This window comes from Micromonospora sp. NPDC050397 (assembly GCF_044901685.1).
Lineage (GTDB): Bacteria > Actinomycetota > Actinomycetes > Mycobacteriales > Micromonosporaceae > Micromonospora_G.
Window position 1 is genome coordinate 60039 of the sequence record NZ_JBJDPS010000016.1, and the last position, 14946, is coordinate 74984.

Below are 14946 nucleotides of genomic sequence, written 5' to 3' on the forward strand. Positions count from 1 at the left end.
CACACTTCTTGCGGGTCGGGTTCAGGTGAGGGCGTCGGTGAGCATGAGAGCGGCCACGGCCAGCAGCACAGTTGCGAAGACGCGCTGGAGGGCAGGGCCGGAGATTTTCGTCGCGAGGCGTTTGCCGTCCCAGGCGCCGAGGATCGCGGCTCCCGTGAAGGGGGCGATGACCGCCCAGTCCAGGGGCGTGCTGCTGTCGGCGCGGGCGGTAAGGGCAGCCAGGGAGTTGACGGTGATGACCAGCAGACTGGTGCCGACCGCGGCCCGCATGCGCAGGCCGAGTGCGGAGACGAGAGCGGGGACGGCGAGGAATCCGCCGCCAACCCCGAGGAATCCGGTCACTGCGCCGAGTCCGGCCCCCGCCCCGGCTGCCCGCGCGGGTCTGGGTTGCCGCGGTTCCTGCTCGGCGGCGGGCGTCCTGAGCATGGCCAGCGCGGCGAGGGCCGCTACCGCGGCGAACGCTGCCGTCAGAACCGCTTCGGGCACGTGTGCCGCGAGGGTGGCCGCTGCGATGGCGGGCAGGATCCCGGCGGCCGCGAACAGAGCACCGGTCTTCCAGCGCACGTTGCCGGACCTCGCATGCGAGGAGAGAGCCGTGGCCGAGGTTGCGGTGACGATGATCAACGATGCGGTGGTGGCGGCACCCGGGGTGAAGTCGAGGAGATAGATCAGGGCGGGGACGGCCAGGACGCTGCCACCACCGCCGAGAGCCCCGAGGGCCAGGCCGATGACTGCCCCGGCGACGACAGCGAGAAGAAGGACACTCACGCTATCCGGCCACTGCTTCCGCGGTCGTCGACCACCTGCAGTCCCGCTGACGCCCATGCGTTCATGCCGCCCTTGACGTCGACAGCCTCGACTCTGCGTTCGGTCAGCAGTTTCGCGGCCTGCTGGGAACGGTGCCCGGAACGACAGATCACCACCAGCGGCCGCCCCTCGGCTGCGGCAGGCAGGGCCTTACCGGTGACCAGCAGGGAGAGCGGGACGTGCACAGCGCCGGGGGCGTGCCCGGCCTTCCACTCGGCTTGCTCCCGCACGTCGAGGAGTACGGCATCACCATCGGTGGTGCGTTGGCGTGCCTGGGCGGGGGTGACGCGGGCGGTACTGCGTCGGAAGAGGAACATGCGTTTTCCCTCCGGTCTCGGAATGCGGTGGATGGACAGCCGTTCAGTGACCAGGACCTGTGGTCAGGGCCAGTCCTGCGTCGAGGGCGGCGTCGAAGGAGTCGTCGACGGCGACGACGTCACGGCCAGCGGCGTCCAGCAGGGAAGCGGCGATGGCCGCACGCATCCCGCCGGCGCAGTGCACCCACACGGTCCCGGCCGGAATCTCACCGGCCCGGTCATGAACCTCGTGGACAGGGATGTGAACGGAATCCCGCACGTATCCGCCGGCGCGCTCGGAGTCGCGGCGCACGTCCAGAACCACCAGGCTCTCGTCGGCTTCACGTGCCTTCTTCAGGGCGGCGAAATCCGCGCGGGGGAAGGAACGCAGCACCTCTCCCTCGCTCAGCCATCCGGCGGGGTCTCCGGTGGCGGCCGCCGAGGGCCGGTCGATACCGACCCGTACCAGATCCCGCTGGGCCTGGGCGAGCTGGGCCGGGCTGTCTGCGAGCAGCGTGACGGGCTTGCCCCACGGGATCAGCCACGCCAGGTAGGTGGCGAGTTTGCCCTCGGCCTCGAAGTTGACCGTTCCGGCCACGTGTCCCGCGGAGAACGCCGTACGGCTGCGCAGGTCCACCGCCCACTCTCCGGCGGCCAGCCGCTCGGCGACCTCCTTGCCGCCCGCCGTCCTCGGCGGGGTCAGGTCGACCGGCGCGGGGCCGGCCGCGTTGAGGGGACCCATGTGCGCGTAGTAGGCGGGCACATCCTCCAGCCCGGAGAGCATGTCCGCGATGAAGGTGTCCACGTCTTTCGTGAGCGCTGCATTGGTCTTGCGTTCCTGGCCGATGCTGCTGGAGTCGCCCTCCGCCTGCGATGAGGAGCAGAAACTGCCGAACCCGTGCGTGGGCAGGACCTGCACCGCATCGTCGAGTTCCGCGGCCAGGCGGTGTGCGGAGGCGTACTGCGCGCGGGCCAGCTTCTCCGTCAGCCGGGGCTCGACCAGGTCGGGGCGTCCCACGCTGCCGATCAGCAGAGATCCGCCCGTGAACGCGGCCACCTCCCGCCCGTCCTCCTGCAGGATGTAGGAGGTGTGATGCGGGGTGTGGCCGGGGGTGGCCAGCGCCCGCAGGGCCAGACCTCCTTCCACAGGCAGCGTGTCGCCGTCGGCGACCGGGGTGCGGTCGAAGGAGACCCGGGCCGCGGCAGGCACCAGGTACGTAGCCCCGGTCAGCCGGGCCAGTTCCAGGCCGCCGCTCACGTAGTCGTTGTGCACGTGCGTCTCGGCCACGTACGCGATGCGCACGCCCCGTCCGGCCGCTGCCGCAACCACCCGCTCCACGTCCCGCGGCGGGTCGATCACCACGGCCGCCTCCCGACCGCCGGCCAGGTAGCTGCGGTTTCCCAGACCCTCGATCTCCAGGATGTCCACGAAGAACACGGAGGCCTCCTTTCTTGCGTCGCTTTACCCCGGGGGGTATCTGCGTTCCACTGTAACAGTGATACCCCCCAGGGTATTTTTGTAGGTGTGGATACCTCGCCGGGCCCCCGCCGACGGCAGTGCCTGCACGCCGACGGGGGCCCGGCGAGGTATCCAGGAACGCAGCAGGTTCACGCACAAATGGAGACGAATCAATGTCCTACGACCGCACCATCCGCCTCGACAGTGGCTTCGACGACACCGTCACGGCCGTCCGGGCGGCCCTCGCCGATCAAGGCTTCGGCATCCTCACCGAGATCGACGTCACCGCCACCCTCCAGGCCAAACTCGGCCATGAGATGGAGGACTACCTGATCCTGGGCGCCTGCAACCCGCCCCTTGCCCGCCAGGCACTGGAAGCCGACCGCAGCATCGGCCTCCTCCTGCCGTGCAACGTCGTCGTGCGCCGCGACGGAGACAACACCCTCGTCCAGGCCCTCGACCCCTCCACCATGGTCACCCTCACCTGCCTCCCCGCTCTCGAGCCCGTCGCTGCCGAAGCCACTCAGCGTCTGGACGCGGCCCTGGATGCCCTCACACGCCGATAGGAGCTGATGGCTACGCCACTGGAGGGCGGCTCCACTCCGACTTCCCAGGCGGGTGCTGTCGAAAGAGAAATTCGCGCACATGCAGGGGAGCCTCCGGAGCCGTCGAGCCCTCACCGCCCTGAGGAGCCGGACAGGCCTGGCTACACTCCCGAGCAGGCCGAGCGCCTCGCCGGATACCGGGCCCGGATCCTGGAGCTGACCACCTTCGTGATCACACACCCGTACTGGGCCACGCTGCCCGGACCGGACCGGGTGGAAGACCGCGCTGTCCTCAAGTACATCCACGCCACAGCCGGCCCCGAGGCGTAGCTATGCCCGACAGCACGCCACGCCCTGGCGTCTCCGGGCACCGCGCGGGGTACGGGGAGCGGCGTGGCGGGAGTCGTGACGGAGCACGACGAAGCGGGGATCGGGCACCGCGGCCCCTTCCCTCAACGTCCCCGGGCTGTCGCTCGCTTCTCGGCGCCCCAGTCCCGAGGACCCGCACCGGTCCAACGGTCGGAACCCCAGCGATCGGTGGAGGCGGGATCGACCAGTGCACTCGCCGTCCTGAGATTTCCGGCACGGGAGGCGCCGGCCATCAGGCGCGCGGCGTCCTCGGGCTCCGTCTCGGGTGGCACGACGAGCAGCTCCCAGTGGCCCGGCGGGTAGGAGAAGAGCATCAGCACATGCGGATCCTGCTCAGCGTCGAACCACCCCAGGCGGACCGTATGGGCTCCGGCGCCCACATGGTGGGGAACACTCGGCCAAAGCCGCCGGTTGACCGTGACGTCGATGATGCGGCCCCACTCCAGGTCCAGACGGGCGATCAACTCCGGTAGCTCGGAATCGAGATCGCGTGAACGTGGCCACCATGCGCCGTCCAAGCGAGAGTGTTTCCCCTGTTCGGTGAGGCGGAGACGCAGGGGGCCGTGACGATGTGGTGCGGCGTCCTGGCCGGGCGAGTGTCCGTGACGAAGAGGTGTCGACATACTGCACCGCGTTCCGGACCCCACTGTTGACGACCGTGCTCTCTGCCGCCCGCAGGGGCCCTGCCTGCGTCGATGTGCTGACACCCCCACGGTACGCCCGTCGAGCGGACAGCGGACAGCGGACAGCGGACAAGGCGAGGAGGCAGTACAGCAGAAGGTCAGTTCCCGGACGTGGTGAACGAACCGCGCCAGACGGACTTGGCTCCGGAGTCACCGATCCGGTACACCTGCACCACCGCGCCGACAGCCACCACGACCGACAGGACGACGGCGATGGCCCACACCACCGTGGCCGGCCTCCCGGTCCTGGCCGTGCCGGGCACCGTCGCGGGAAACTCCGAAGACGAGGAGCGCCGGTAGGCGAACCAGACCAGGACGGCCACCACCAGCAGCCCGATCGCCCATGGCAGCAGTTCGTCACCCATCTCCGCGTGCTTCTCCACGAGCGAGGATTCCGGGACACGCTCCTGTAGCCACTCGCCTGCGCTCGTGGTCAGAGGTACGAAGACGAGCGACACCAGAGCCAGGACCGGCAGGGCCAGGCCGAACCTTCGCATGACGGGCGGCCATGCCGCGCATGCCACGAGGCACAGGGCGGACAGCGGCAGAAGTACCACCACCACATGGACCAGAAGTGGATGGGCTGGGATGCCGTTGATGAGCGTGGGGTCCATGCTGGTCTCCTTCTGGCTGCGGCATAACAGGCGGTTCGAAGTATGACCGCGCAGGGGTCGAGGCGGGACGCATGTACCGGGAGTGTCGCGTACCTCGCCGCACGAGCGGGGAAGGCCATCCGAATGGAGCCGATCCTCGGTCAGCACCGTAGGACCCATGAGGCACTGAGCTGGGCTTGTTCCGCTTTGACGGAGATCCGCCCGGGGCAGAACCCCAGATCTCGGATTTCCGTCAAAGCGGAACAAAACCAGTGCAGGGCGAACAGTTCGGGGAGCAATCCGTGGCTCTTCCTCAAGGGACGTGGAAGGGAATGCTCGTGACGACAATCTTGGGCAGTGGCCGCAGGGCGCGACGGAGGCGGGCGGCGTCCTTGCTGTGCAGGAGTCGGTGGCGCAGGTGCTGGGTCACGATCTCGGGGAGGATCACGGTGATGGTGAGGCCGGGACGTTGGTGGTGAAGTGCCTCGATGTAATGGATCAGTGGTGCGACGATCGCCCGGTAGGGGGAGAGCACGACGTGGAGCGGCACGTGGTCGCCCCAGATGGTCCAGTAGTCGCGGAATCGCTCTGCTTCCTCCTCGCTGGGGCTGATATGCAGGGCAAGTGTGGGTTGTTGAAGTGAGGCTGCGTACGCGAGGGCGCGTAGGCCGGCGAGATCGAGGGAGGCGAGGGCGACGACCGCCAGATGATGCACGGCCTGGGGTGTTTCCTCCTCCTCTTCTCCATCACCCCTGTCGTGGTCGGGCCGTCCCGCTTCGGGGTGTACGGGGTGTTGCGCGGGCACAGGCGTGGGGACATGAGCACGTGTGCCGGTATGGCCGGGTGTTTCGGTAGCGGCGGGGTGCAGTCGCAGCGCCGCGCCGACCGTTTGGTAGTGGTGCCGGATGCGTGTGGCCAGGAGTAGGAACAGGCCGATGGCCATGAGGGCGACCCAGGCGCCGGAGGTGAATTTGGTGATGGCGGCGGTGATCAGAACGAGTGTGGAGAGCACTGCCCCGGTGGCGTTGAAGGCGAGGCTCTTGCGCCAGTGCCGGGTACGCACGCGGCGCCAGTGCACCACCATCCCGGTCTGCGACGGGCTGAAGGCAAGGAAGACGCCGACGGCGCACAGCGGGATAAGCGAATCGGTGCTGCCGGCGAACACCACGAAGACGAGGGCCGCAGCCACCGACAGCAGGGCGATGCCGTTACTGAAGGCCAGCCGATCGCCCTGCCTGAGGAAGATGCGGGGGGCCGTGGCCGTCGCGGGCCAGGAGGAGCAGTACGCGAGGGAAGTCGTTGTAGGCGGTGTTCGCCGCGAAGAGGAGGATCGCCGCGGTTGCGGCCTGGACGAAGACGTACATCGGACCGGAATGGAACGTCAGATGGGCGAGTTGCGACAGGACGTTCTCGCCGCTACGGGGATGACACCGCGCAAGTGAACGGTGGCGATGATGCCCGCGAACATGGCGATGAGCAGGCCGGTCATCCCGGTGAGCGTGGTGCGTGCGTTGCGCCATCGGACGGGTCTGAAGGCCGGTACGGCGTTGGAGACGGCCTCGATGCCGGTCATGGCCGTGGAGCCAGAGGCGAAGGCGCGCATGATGAGTAGTACTCCGGTGCCCTCGGTCGTGTTCAGATGGGGTCCCGCTCATCCTCTTCATGGCCCTTGTTCACATCGCTCAGTGTGGACAGAAGCGGGGCCGGATCCGGTGACCTGAGTCCCGCGTGTACGAGCGTGGCGCCGGCCTTGTGTGACGGTGAGCGGCACGCCGCCGCTGGCGCGGTAGGCGGGATCCTCAGTTCGGAGACATCACTCTGTACGGGTCGGTGACGATCGCGCCGAAAGACGGAATCGCCTGCGGGCTGTCCCAGCGGATCACCAGCGGGGACGAGCGGCAGGAAACTTCAAGGCGTTGGAGCAGACGTGGCCGCCGCACCGCACTCACCCCGCTGTGGTCTACGCGGCCGCGGACGTGTGCGCGCCCGCCTCGCCATTCCACCCACTCCGGCTGGTCTCCGGCAGTGCGGCCCGTCGCAGGAACTTCACGACGTTGTGATCCTCGTAGGCGAGCCCGGCGATCTGCCCGCGGATGGTGACCCGCCGGCCGCCGGTGGGGGAGGGGCGGTGGATGACTATCGGCGCGCTCATCTCTCCAGGGTGCGGCTCCACGCCGGGCGTGCACGCCTGCAGCTCTGTCGCATTCGAGTGCACCCGCGCGATCACGGCGGCGTGCCGTTCGCAACCAATACTCGAACATACGTAGCATTGATGGGTGCCGAAGACTGCCCCGCTTTCGCCTTCCCCAGGACCTCCGCGACGCCCAAGGCGCTCTCCTTGAGGCCCGGGCCGCGTACGAGGAGTACGCACTGTTCCTGTCCTCGCTCTTCCCGGCCCTGGCGTCGCCCGTGTCGTCGGGTGCGGGGCCAGGCCTTGTCTTCTTCGTCATGCCAGTCGCTCGAAGATCCAGTTACGTGTGCCGCAGTCGGACTCTCGTGCTCTCTCAGCCGGTGTGGAGGATCCGAAAGCGATCGGGTTCCGCCGGCTCCCGATCAACTACTTGGACTGGTGTCCACGCCCATTGCCAAACGCTGATGCCCGGCGTGCGGGAGAACCGGATCGGCCCGCGGGTGCCCTCGACCGTCACGCGCGGGTCATGACTCGGCGATGGCCGCCCGGTCCGTGCCGAGGGGACGCAGCACCGCGGCGAGGACGGCGACGGTGTCCCAGCCCTCGAAGGCGACGAAGGAGGGCGCTTCGCCCAGCCGCTCGCGGAGCTCCTTCCCGACGCGTTCGCCGAGCGGACCGAGGCGCTCGGGCAGGTAGCGCAGGAACGGGATCCCGGCGCCGTCCCCGCCCAGCTCCGCGGCCCATTCGGCGAACTCCGGCTGTCCGGCCGGAGCACCGATCAGGATCCCCCGCGAGCTGCCGGTCGCCCCGGACGGCCCTGACCATCGGCACCGCCGGCTCCGGATGGCCGACCAGTAGGAGGAGCGCCGTCGCACCGTGGTCGACGAGGGCGTCGCACAGGGCCTCGGGAGTGAGCGCGTTCGTGTCGAGTTCGACGACGGCGCCGCCGCGGGGAGCGAGGTGGTCTCGCAGGACGCGGGTCCCGGACGCCCAGTAGACGCCCGGCTGGGTCGCCGCGGCGCTTCGACGCCGACCCGCGCCGAGGAAGAAGTCCGCGTAGATCCGCCAGCCGTGGGACTGGGCCGGGGCCGGGCGCGCGACCCACTCCGTGGGCTCCTCGGTGAGCGCGTCGAGCGCTGCGGACGAGCAGAGGAACGGCACGCCGAGGGCGTCGGCCCGGGCGGCGGCGGTGCGGGCGACGACGCTGTGGTAATCGCCGGCCACGGCGGCCACGCCCAGGCCGGCCAGTTCGTCCACGGCCGCCGCGGCCCGCTCCCGATCGGCCGCGGTGTCCCGGACCACCAGCTCCATTGGTCTGCCGCCGATCCCGCCGGCGTTGTTGACCTCGCGAACGGCCAGGGCGAGTCCTGCGAGCAGGTGTCGGCCCGCCTCTACCCAGCCGGGCCGCGTCAGCGGGACGAGAGCGCCCAGGCGGACGGACGAGACGTCTGTGTGCTCCGCTCCGGACGGCGATGGTGGCGTGTTCATCGGGTGGCGTCTCCCCTGGGAGGCGGAGGATGCGGTCGCGGTCCGCCCGGATCGCGCGCCAACTGGGGCCGGTGCGCGTTCATCACGTTTCGCTGCGGCGGTCGCACCCGGGTGATCATGCCGGTCGTTGGATCCACCATCATCGCCAACAGGCAAGCGACTCCTTGTTCGCTGAGCTGCCAAGCTTCATCGTTCCCGCATTCCGCATTCCGCATTCCGCATCAGCTCGAAAGCGACCAGCGGTAGTCGTCGGGCAGCAGGTGATACGGCCTGCTACTGGACCAGGGCATTACCCGTCCCGGTGGATACGTCGCGCAGGCCCAGGCGCAGGTGCTCGACGTGGAAGAGGGCCTGTTCCAGCAGCTCGGCAACGTGGTGGTCGTAGAGGGCGTAGACGATGGAGCGGCCCCGGCGCTCTCCGGCGACGAGCCCGAGATTGCGCAGCAGGCGGAGCTGGTGGGAGCAGGCGGAGGCTTCCATGCCCACGGCCTCGGCGAGGGCGCCGACCGCGCACGGGCCTTCCTGGAGGCGGGCCAGGATGTACAGCCGCGAAGGGGTCGCCAGGGCTTGGAGGGTGGCGGCGACGTCGGTGGCCCCCGCCGCGTCCAGGCGCTCGCGGGGGGTGGCGTGGTTCTTGTCGTCGGCTCCGTGACCCATGCCGCCCATCCTACCTGGCACACCTGAAGACCTGTTCAGATGTTCCTGTATGGTGGATGTGTCGCCTTGCTTTCGCCCTGAAGGGTTGTTTTGTCATGCCTTCTGACCTTCTCCAGCGGCCCGGACGGGCCGCTCCGGCCGCTTCGCGTACGGCGCCGAAGCGCCGTACGCGCGTTTTCGCGCTGGCGGAGGCGCGCTGGGCCGCGGCGGCGCTGGTGCTTTTCCTGATCGCGCTGCCGCTCCAACTGACCGGCGCACCTGCCTGGGCGTGGGGCCCGCTGTACGCCGCCGCATACGTCACCGGTGGGTGGGAGCCGGCCTGGGCGGGGCTGACGGCGCTGCGGGAGAAGACCCTGGATGTGGACCTGCTGATGATTGTGGCCGCGATCGGCGCGGCGGCGATCGGGCAGGTGATGGACGGCGCGCTGCTGATCGTCATCTTCGCGACCTCCGGCGCGCTGGAGGTCCTGGCCGCCGCCCGTACCCAGGACGCGGTGCGCGGTCTGCTCGACCTCGCACCCACCACCGCCACCCGGCTGTCCGTCGACGGGAGCGAGGCGACGGTCCCCACCGAGGGCCTGGTGGTCGGGGACACCATCCTGGTCCGCCCCGGTGAGCGGGTCGGCGCGGACGGCCGCGTCCTTGCCGGGGCCAGCGAGGTGGACCAGGCCACCATCACCGGCGAGCCGCTGCCGGTCGCGAAGGAGACCGGTGACGAGGTCTTCGCCGGCACCCTCAACGGCACGGGTGCGCTGCGGGTGAAGGTCGAACGGGACGCCTCGGACTCGGTGATCGCCCGGATTGTGGCCATGGTCGAGGAGGCTTCCGCGACCAAGGCGCCCACCCAGTTGTTCATCGAGAAGGTCGAGCAGCGCTACAGCCTCGGCATGGTCTTCGCGACTTTGGCCGTCTTCCTCATCCCCCTTACGTTGGGCGGAGACCTGACCGGCTCACTGCTGCGGGCGATGACCTTCATGATCGTGGCCTCGCCGTGCGCGGTGGTCCTGGCGACGATGCCTCCGCTGCTGTCGGCCATCGCGAACGCCGGACGTCACGGCGTCCTGGTGAAGTCCGCCGTCGTCATGGAGCGTCTCGGGCAGGTCGACGAGGTCGCCCTTGACAAGACCGGCACCCTCACCGAGGGCACCCCCCGCATCACCGACATCCGCCCCCTGAACGGCTCCGGCCTGGACGAGGACACCCTGCTGGCGCTCGCGGCTGCCGCCGAGCACCCCAGCGAACACCCGCTGGCCCGCGCCGTCGTCGACGCCGCGGGCACCCGCGGCCTGGCGATCGCCGACATGCGGGACTTCACCTCCACTCCCGGCGTCGGTGTCACCGCCACCGTCGACGGCCACACGGTCGCGGTCGGTGCACCCGCCCGCCTCCTCGACGCAAACGACGACACCGGCTCTGCCCGCGCCGCCGAGATCGCAGCCGGTCTGGAGGACGGCGGCCGCACGGCCGTCCTGGTTCTGCGCGACGGCGTCCCGGTCGGAGTGCTGGGTGTTGCCGACCGGCTGCGTCCCGATGCCACCGCGACTGTTGCCGCCCTGACCACGCTGACCGGCAGCACGCCGATGCTGGTGACGGGCGACAACCCCCGCGCCGCCGCCCGCCTGGCCGCCGAGGTCGGCATCAGCGGCGACGAGGTCCACGCCGGTCTTCTGCCCGAGGACAAGGTCGAAGCCGTACGGCGCCTGCAGGCTCGGGGGCGCAAGGTGCTGGTGATCGGCGACGGCGTCAACGACGCCCCCGCATTGGCCGCCGCCCACACTGGCATCGCCATGGGCCGCGCTGGCTCCGACTTGGCTCTGGAGACGGCCGATGCCGTCGTCGTCCGCGACGAACTCGCCACGATCCCCACCGTGATCGCCCTCTCCCGGGCGGCCCGGCGCCTGGTGGTGCAGAATCTGGTGATCGCCGGAGTGTTCATCTCCGGCCTGGTCATCTGGGACCTGGCCGGTCACCTGCCGCTGCCGCTCGGCGTGCTCGGCCACGAGGGCTCGACCGTCATCGTCGGCCTCAACGGGCTGCGTCTGCTGCGCGAGGCCGCTTGGACCCGCGCCGCGAAGGACATGCGGTGAGTCGCCGTACCAGGAAGGCCGCCCTCGCTTCGGGGGCCGCCCGGCCAACCGTCACCCTCTGCCGCGGGTGCTGCTGCGGCACCCCGGACAAGGTCCCGCGAGTGGACCACGAAGCCCAGCTCGCCGACCTGCGCACCCAGCTGGCAGGAGTCGCGATGGTCCGGCGCACCGACTGCCTGGACGCGTGCGAGCGCGCCAACGTCATCGTCGTCCAGCCCTCCGCCGAAGGCCGCAAGGCCGGCGGACGCCCGGTCTGGCTCGGGCAGGTTAACGACCCCGACGCCGCTGCCGACATCGCCACCTGGGTCAAGGACGGCGGCCCCGGACTCGCCGAGGCGCCCGACATCCTCGACCTCTACACGTTCAGCCCGTCCCGACGCGTCCGCCATGAACTCGACGACTGATCATTCCGCCTGGCTGACAAACGCTGACACTGCCCATGGGGAAACGGCTGACATTCCCATGGCAGACGACCGGGCTCATCACCGTACGGCCGGATCGGCGGCTGACCAAGAGGTCGCCCAGCCAGAGAACGGCCAGCTACGGCAACCCGCGGTTGTCGGCGGGCGATGCGGAGGCTCGTCGCAGATCCTCAGGGCTCAGCCCCTGTCCCATGTCAGTGAGCGGTGCCTGGTCCGAGGGCCCGCCGGCCTTTGGATCCGGCAGCGCCTGGTGCTCGTCGTGCGACGCTCGTGCAGCGAGCCCGCGGCTTGACGCCGGGAGGGTCCCCGTCCCGGGCCGGAGGGCAAGTCGTCCGTCGACCGTGAGCTCACCGGTGGCCGCACCACAGGGGACGGAGCCGTTCGTGGAGTCATCGTCGGTCGACGGCTCCCTTCGGGTAGTGGCGGCGCAGGTTGGCGGCGAGGACGCGGTCGAGCGTGCGGTCGGACAGCATCGGGCCCAGGCGCATGATCAGGGCGGCATCCCGGCCGGCGGTGTAGCGGGTGCGCGGTCTACGCGTCGTCACGGCCCTCGCGATGACCCGGGCGGCGTCGTCGGCGGTCAAGCCTGAAGCAGTGCCCGAGGCCATCAACCTGTTGTTCGCCTGGACCAGGCTGCCGTAGCGCTCGTCGTGTTCCGGTGTCATCTGGGCAGCCAGGTGGTTCGCCGTCTCGACCCCGCGGGCGGCCATCTCCGTGCGGACGCCGCCGGGCTCGACCACGACCACCTGTACGCCCAGCGGCGCGACCTCCCGGCGGAGCGAGTCGCTGACCGCCTCCAGGGCGAACTTGGCGCCGGCGTACGCGCCGTATGTGGCCATGGCGAACTTGCCGCCGACCGAACTGATGTTGATAACACGACCCTTGCTGCGGAGCAGCGCGGGGAGGAGCGCTTGAGTGACTGCGATGTGGCCGAAGAGGTTGACTTCGAACACCCGCCGCCACTCCGTCATCGGCAGGGCTTCGACCGGGGCGTTCACCTGGACGCCGGCGTTGTTGACGAGCGCGTGCAGCGCGCGAGGGTCGTCGGCGACCCGCGCGGCGAGTGCCTCCACCTGCTCGGACTTGGTGATGTCGAGGATGACCGGCTCGATGCCGGTCGATCGGATGGCGTCGGCGTCACGGTCGCGTCGCACGCCGGCCAGGACGTGAAATCCCTGGCGAGCCAGTTCGCGGGCGGCAGACGCACCCATGCCCGTGGAGGCTCCGGTTACGACGATCAACTTCTGGGTTTCGGATGACGTTGTCACCTTGGGTACGGTACCGGTTCAGGTGACACTGTCAACTGTATGATGGGCGTCATGACCACCCGTGCCGAGTCCGCCGCCGCCACCCGCCGCGCTCTGCTCGACGCGGCCGCCGAGCTCCTCGACCTCGGCGGCCCCGAAGCGGTCACCTTGCGCGAGGTGGGCGCGCGGGCAGGCATGACCCGGGGAGCGCCGTACCGGCACTTCACGGGCAAGGACAGCCTGCTGAACGCCGTCGCCGCCGAACGCTGGGAACGGCTCGGCGACCAGGTGCACGCCCTTCGGGCCGACCCGACCCTGTCCGCCCCCGAGAAACTGCGCGGCGCGCTCCGCGCCCTCATCGACGTTGGCCGGAACCAGCCGCACCTGTACCAGGTGTTGTTCAGGCGGCGCGCCAACCTCCCCGGGCAGCTCGGTGACGGGATGGATCGCATTCGGCGCCAGCTATGCGGGCCGGAAGGCGACCCGGCCGTGGCCGACCGCGCTGCCGAACGCTTTCAGGACGAGTTCCTGGACATCGTCGCCGCCCTCGCGGGAGAGCGGAACGCACGGCTCTACGGCGCCCTGCTGCTGACCAGCGCCCACGGCATCGCGGGCATGGAGCTCAGCGGCCACCTCGACACGGTCAAGTGGCACACCACCGCCGACGAACTCGTCGACACCCTCGTCCGCATGGTCACGGACGCCGGTGGAATGACATAGCGACGCCCACGCCCCCTCGACGGCAGACGCCCCGTGCGAGGACGGCGAGGACCCGCGGCGAGCTGATGCTCTCCTTCTCGCTCCCCTGATCAGAGGCCGTATCCACAGCCCGGCCCAGTTTCCGCCGCACCGGCCTGCCGCTGCCGATATCGGTTCGGTACGACGACCACACCCCCGACATCCCCGAGCACCGCATCCTCCTGGCCGCCCTGCAACTGGCCGCCCACCTGCCTGGCGTCCTCCAACCGACCCGCCTGACCCTCCGCCACCTCGCCGACCGGCTGCACGGCACTCGCCGCCCCCACCCCGGCGCGCCCCTCCCCACCTGGACCCCGACGCGCCTCAACGCCCTCTACGGCCCGACCCTCGGGCTGGCCGAACTTCTCCTGTCCGGCCGCTCGATAGGGCCGGAAGGAGGCGGCACGCCAACCCCGGCGGACTGCTTCCTGCTGGACCTGCCGAAGGTCTTCGAACGCTTCGTGACGGTGACACTCGGCGATGCCCTGGCCAGCCACGGCGTCCACTGCGCTCCCCAAGACGTCCACCGCCTGGACGAGGAGCGCCGGGCAGCCTTCCACCCCGACCTGGTGCTGTACCGCGGCGGCTGCCCGATCTCGGTAATGGACGCGAAGTACACGTTCCTCGAGGCCACAGCCCCACCCGTGGAGCATCTGGGACTGCTGCGCAGTTGAGTGACATCTGACCTGGCGTTTGCTGAGAGGGGGCTGCAGCAGTGTGCTGGGCGGGGTAGTCAGGTAGGCGCCTGCGGTGCGTTCGTCGGTGGTCAGTCCGGTGATGTCGAGCAGCTGACCGTCGAGCGGTCTGCCGGTCAGCTCGACGTACGTGTGGTCGGGCGGGGCGCGTAGGGGTCGGGGCCGTCGTGGTCGGCTCCGTAGATCCGCGGCTGTGTGTGCTCGGTCATCCGCTCAGGCTGCCAGCCACCCCGGGGGAGCTGTACCGGTTTCAGGGATCCGCTGGTGGTGGAGCGCGGGGGGAGCGCCCAGCATCGAGGCGAACTCCAGCGGCACTTGCGCCTTGAGGCGGTCGCGCATTTGCTCGTATGGCAGGCGGTGGTGTTCCACGGGTAGGCCGGTGACCTGGGTGATGGGGGTGGCGATGTCGTCGTAGCTGAGCGCCTCCGGCCCAGCACTACTGCGTGCCCCGCGCTGCTGACCGGAGCCGCAGCCATCACCACCCCCGCCCTCCTGCACAGTCATCACCCTCGAGGACCAGCGAAGAAGCCCAGCGGATCAACGCCGAACACCACCGCGCCAGCGACCTCTCGAGCCAGGCCGGCGCAGCCTGAGCGGCCGGACGCCTGGCATCTGCCGGCGCCCCGGCCCGCACCGCAGCACCCCCTCAACGTCGTATTGCGGCAGCTTTTGGGTTTCGTCCGTCGTGCGAGGCGCCGGCGAGGACAACGGGGCAGTCCCTTCAAGCCA

The 14946-nt window shown here is 69.9% G+C and carries 16 protein-coding genes; 5 read left to right on the forward strand and 11 right to left on the reverse strand.

Translation table 11 applies throughout. The features are described from left to right. Positions 1 to 21 precede the first annotated feature (21 nt). Genes ACI2K4_RS31055 through ACI2K4_RS31065 form a run of 3 tightly spaced genes read right to left on the reverse strand, consistent with a single transcriptional unit; the run spans position 22 to position 2541 of the window. On the reverse strand, positions 22 to 768 hold the full coding sequence (locus ACI2K4_RS31055; protein ID WP_356536430.1) for a sulfite exporter TauE/SafE family protein: 747 nt from the start codon (positions 766 to 768) through the stop codon (positions 22 to 24). Beyond that, entirely contained in the window at positions 765 to 1124 is a 360-nt protein-coding gene (locus ACI2K4_RS31060; RefSeq protein WP_404516462.1) for a rhodanese-like domain-containing protein, read from the reverse strand. Before ACI2K4_RS31060 ends, ACI2K4_RS31055 begins: the two co-directional genes overlap by 4 nt. 43 nt (positions 1125 to 1167) lie before the next feature. Further along, positions 1168 to 2541 (reverse strand): rhodanese-like domain-containing protein, encoded by a 1374-nt coding sequence (locus ACI2K4_RS31065; protein WP_404516464.1) that lies wholly within the window; start codon positions 2539 to 2541, stop codon positions 1168 to 1170. Positions 2542 to 2735: 194 nt separating this feature from the next. Between ACI2K4_RS31065 and ACI2K4_RS31070 the strand changes: the two genes are divergently transcribed. Next, positions 2736 to 3128, forward strand: a complete 393-nt coding sequence (locus tag ACI2K4_RS31070; RefSeq protein ID WP_356536435.1) for a DUF302 domain-containing protein — start codon at positions 2736 to 2738, stop codon at positions 3126 to 3128. A gap of 431 nt (positions 3129 to 3559) precedes the next feature. Here ACI2K4_RS31070 and ACI2K4_RS31075 read toward each other — a convergent pair whose 3' ends face one another. From ACI2K4_RS31075 to ACI2K4_RS31105, 7 genes are all read right to left on the reverse strand, one after another. Continuing rightward, positions 3560 to 4099, reverse strand: coding sequence for a DUF5994 family protein (locus ACI2K4_RS31075; RefSeq protein ID WP_404516466.1), 540 nt, complete (start codon positions 4097 to 4099; stop codon positions 3560 to 3562). Between the two features lie 158 nt (positions 4100 to 4257). After that, positions 4258 to 4773, reverse strand: coding sequence for a DUF2231 domain-containing protein (locus ACI2K4_RS31080; protein WP_404516467.1), 516 nt, complete (start codon positions 4771 to 4773; stop codon positions 4258 to 4260). 292 nt (positions 4774 to 5065) lie between these two features. After that, the gene (locus ACI2K4_RS31085; RefSeq protein WP_404516468.1) at positions 5066 to 5941 is read right to left on the reverse strand and encodes a hypothetical protein; all 876 of its coding nucleotides are present in this window, start codon (positions 5939 to 5941) and stop codon (positions 5066 to 5068) included. 192 nt (positions 5942 to 6133) lie between these two features. Next, a complete protein-coding gene (locus ACI2K4_RS31090) occupies positions 6134 to 6355 on the reverse strand; it encodes a hypothetical protein (RefSeq protein ID WP_404516469.1) in 222 nt (73 codons plus the stop codon). 357 nt (positions 6356 to 6712) lie between these two features. Beyond that, complete coding sequence (locus ACI2K4_RS31095; protein WP_404516471.1) at positions 6713 to 6904, reverse strand: hypothetical protein; 192 nt, start codon at positions 6902 to 6904, stop codon at positions 6713 to 6715. A 492-nt stretch (positions 6905 to 7396) separates the two neighbouring features. Next, positions 7397 to 8371: an ABC transporter substrate-binding protein gene (locus ACI2K4_RS31100; protein WP_404516473.1), complete on the reverse strand. Its 975-nt coding sequence runs from the start codon at positions 8369 to 8371 to the stop codon at positions 7397 to 7399. Positions 8372 to 8644: 273 nt separating this feature from the next. Continuing rightward, entirely contained in the window at positions 8645 to 9028 is a 384-nt protein-coding gene (locus ACI2K4_RS31105) for an ArsR/SmtB family transcription factor (protein WP_404516474.1), read from the reverse strand. Between the two features lie 95 nt (positions 9029 to 9123). On the opposite strand from ACI2K4_RS31105, the gene ACI2K4_RS31110 reads away from it, so the two are divergent. Together ACI2K4_RS31110 and ACI2K4_RS31115 are read left to right on the forward strand one after the other, a co-directional pair. Next, entirely contained in the window at positions 9124 to 11115 is a 1992-nt protein-coding gene (locus ACI2K4_RS31110; RefSeq protein WP_404516476.1) for a heavy metal translocating P-type ATPase, read from the forward strand. A 101-nt stretch (positions 11116 to 11216) separates the two neighbouring features. Then, positions 11217 to 11519, forward strand: a complete 303-nt coding sequence (locus ACI2K4_RS31115) for a (2Fe-2S) ferredoxin domain-containing protein (RefSeq protein WP_404516477.1) — start codon at positions 11217 to 11219, stop codon at positions 11517 to 11519. 407 nt (positions 11520 to 11926) lie between these two features. Here ACI2K4_RS31115 and ACI2K4_RS31120 read toward each other — a convergent pair whose 3' ends face one another. Beyond that, a complete protein-coding gene (locus ACI2K4_RS31120) occupies positions 11927 to 12805 on the reverse strand; it encodes an SDR family NAD(P)-dependent oxidoreductase (RefSeq protein ID WP_363306461.1) in 879 nt (292 codons plus the stop codon). A gap of 51 nt (positions 12806 to 12856) precedes the next feature. On the opposite strand from ACI2K4_RS31120, the gene ACI2K4_RS31125 reads away from it, so the two are divergent. Both ACI2K4_RS31125 and ACI2K4_RS31130 read left to right on the forward strand, forming a co-directional pair. Beyond that, positions 12857 to 13504, forward strand: a complete 648-nt coding sequence (locus ACI2K4_RS31125; protein ID WP_356538007.1) for a TetR/AcrR family transcriptional regulator — start codon at positions 12857 to 12859, stop codon at positions 13502 to 13504. Between the two features lie 179 nt (positions 13505 to 13683). Further along, entirely contained in the window at positions 13684 to 14196 is a 513-nt protein-coding gene (locus tag ACI2K4_RS31130; protein ID WP_404516514.1) for a hypothetical protein, read from the forward strand. The last annotated feature ends 750 nt before the right edge of the window (positions 14197 to 14946 follow it).

Bases quoted from the DNA above. Each gene is read 5' to 3' on its own strand.
- ACI2K4_RS31060 (WP_404516462.1), bottom strand. From the start codon at position 1,124: ATGTTCCTCTTCCGACGCAGTACCGCCCGCGTCACCCCCGCCCAGGCA.
- ACI2K4_RS31070 (WP_356536435.1), top strand. From the start codon at position 2,736: ATGTCCTACGACCGCACCATCCGCCTCGACAGTGGCTTCGACGACACC.
- ACI2K4_RS31075 (WP_404516466.1), bottom strand. From the start codon at position 4,099: ATGTCGACACCTCTTCGTCACGGACACTCGCCCGGCCAGGACGCCGCA.
- ACI2K4_RS31080 (WP_404516467.1), bottom strand. From the start codon at position 4,773: ATGGACCCCACGCTCATCAACGGCATCCCAGCCCATCCACTTCTGGTC.
- ACI2K4_RS31090 (WP_404516469.1), bottom strand. From the start codon at position 6,355: ATGCGCGCCTTCGCCTCTGGCTCCACGGCCATGACCGGCATCGAGGCC.
- ACI2K4_RS31095 (WP_404516471.1), bottom strand. From the start codon at position 6,904: ATGAGCGCGCCGATAGTCATCCACCGCCCCTCCCCCACCGGCGGCCGG.
- ACI2K4_RS31100 (WP_404516473.1), bottom strand. From the start codon at position 8,371: ATGAACACGCCACCATCGCCGTCCGGAGCGGAGCACACAGACGTCTCG.
- ACI2K4_RS31105 (WP_404516474.1), bottom strand. From the start codon at position 9,028: ATGGGTCACGGAGCCGACGACAAGAACCACGCCACCCCCCGCGAGCGC.
- ACI2K4_RS31110 (WP_404516476.1), top strand. From the start codon at position 9,124: ATGCCTTCTGACCTTCTCCAGCGGCCCGGACGGGCCGCTCCGGCCGCT.
- ACI2K4_RS31125 (WP_356538007.1), top strand. From the start codon at position 12,857: ATGACCACCCGTGCCGAGTCCGCCGCCGCCACCCGCCGCGCTCTGCTC.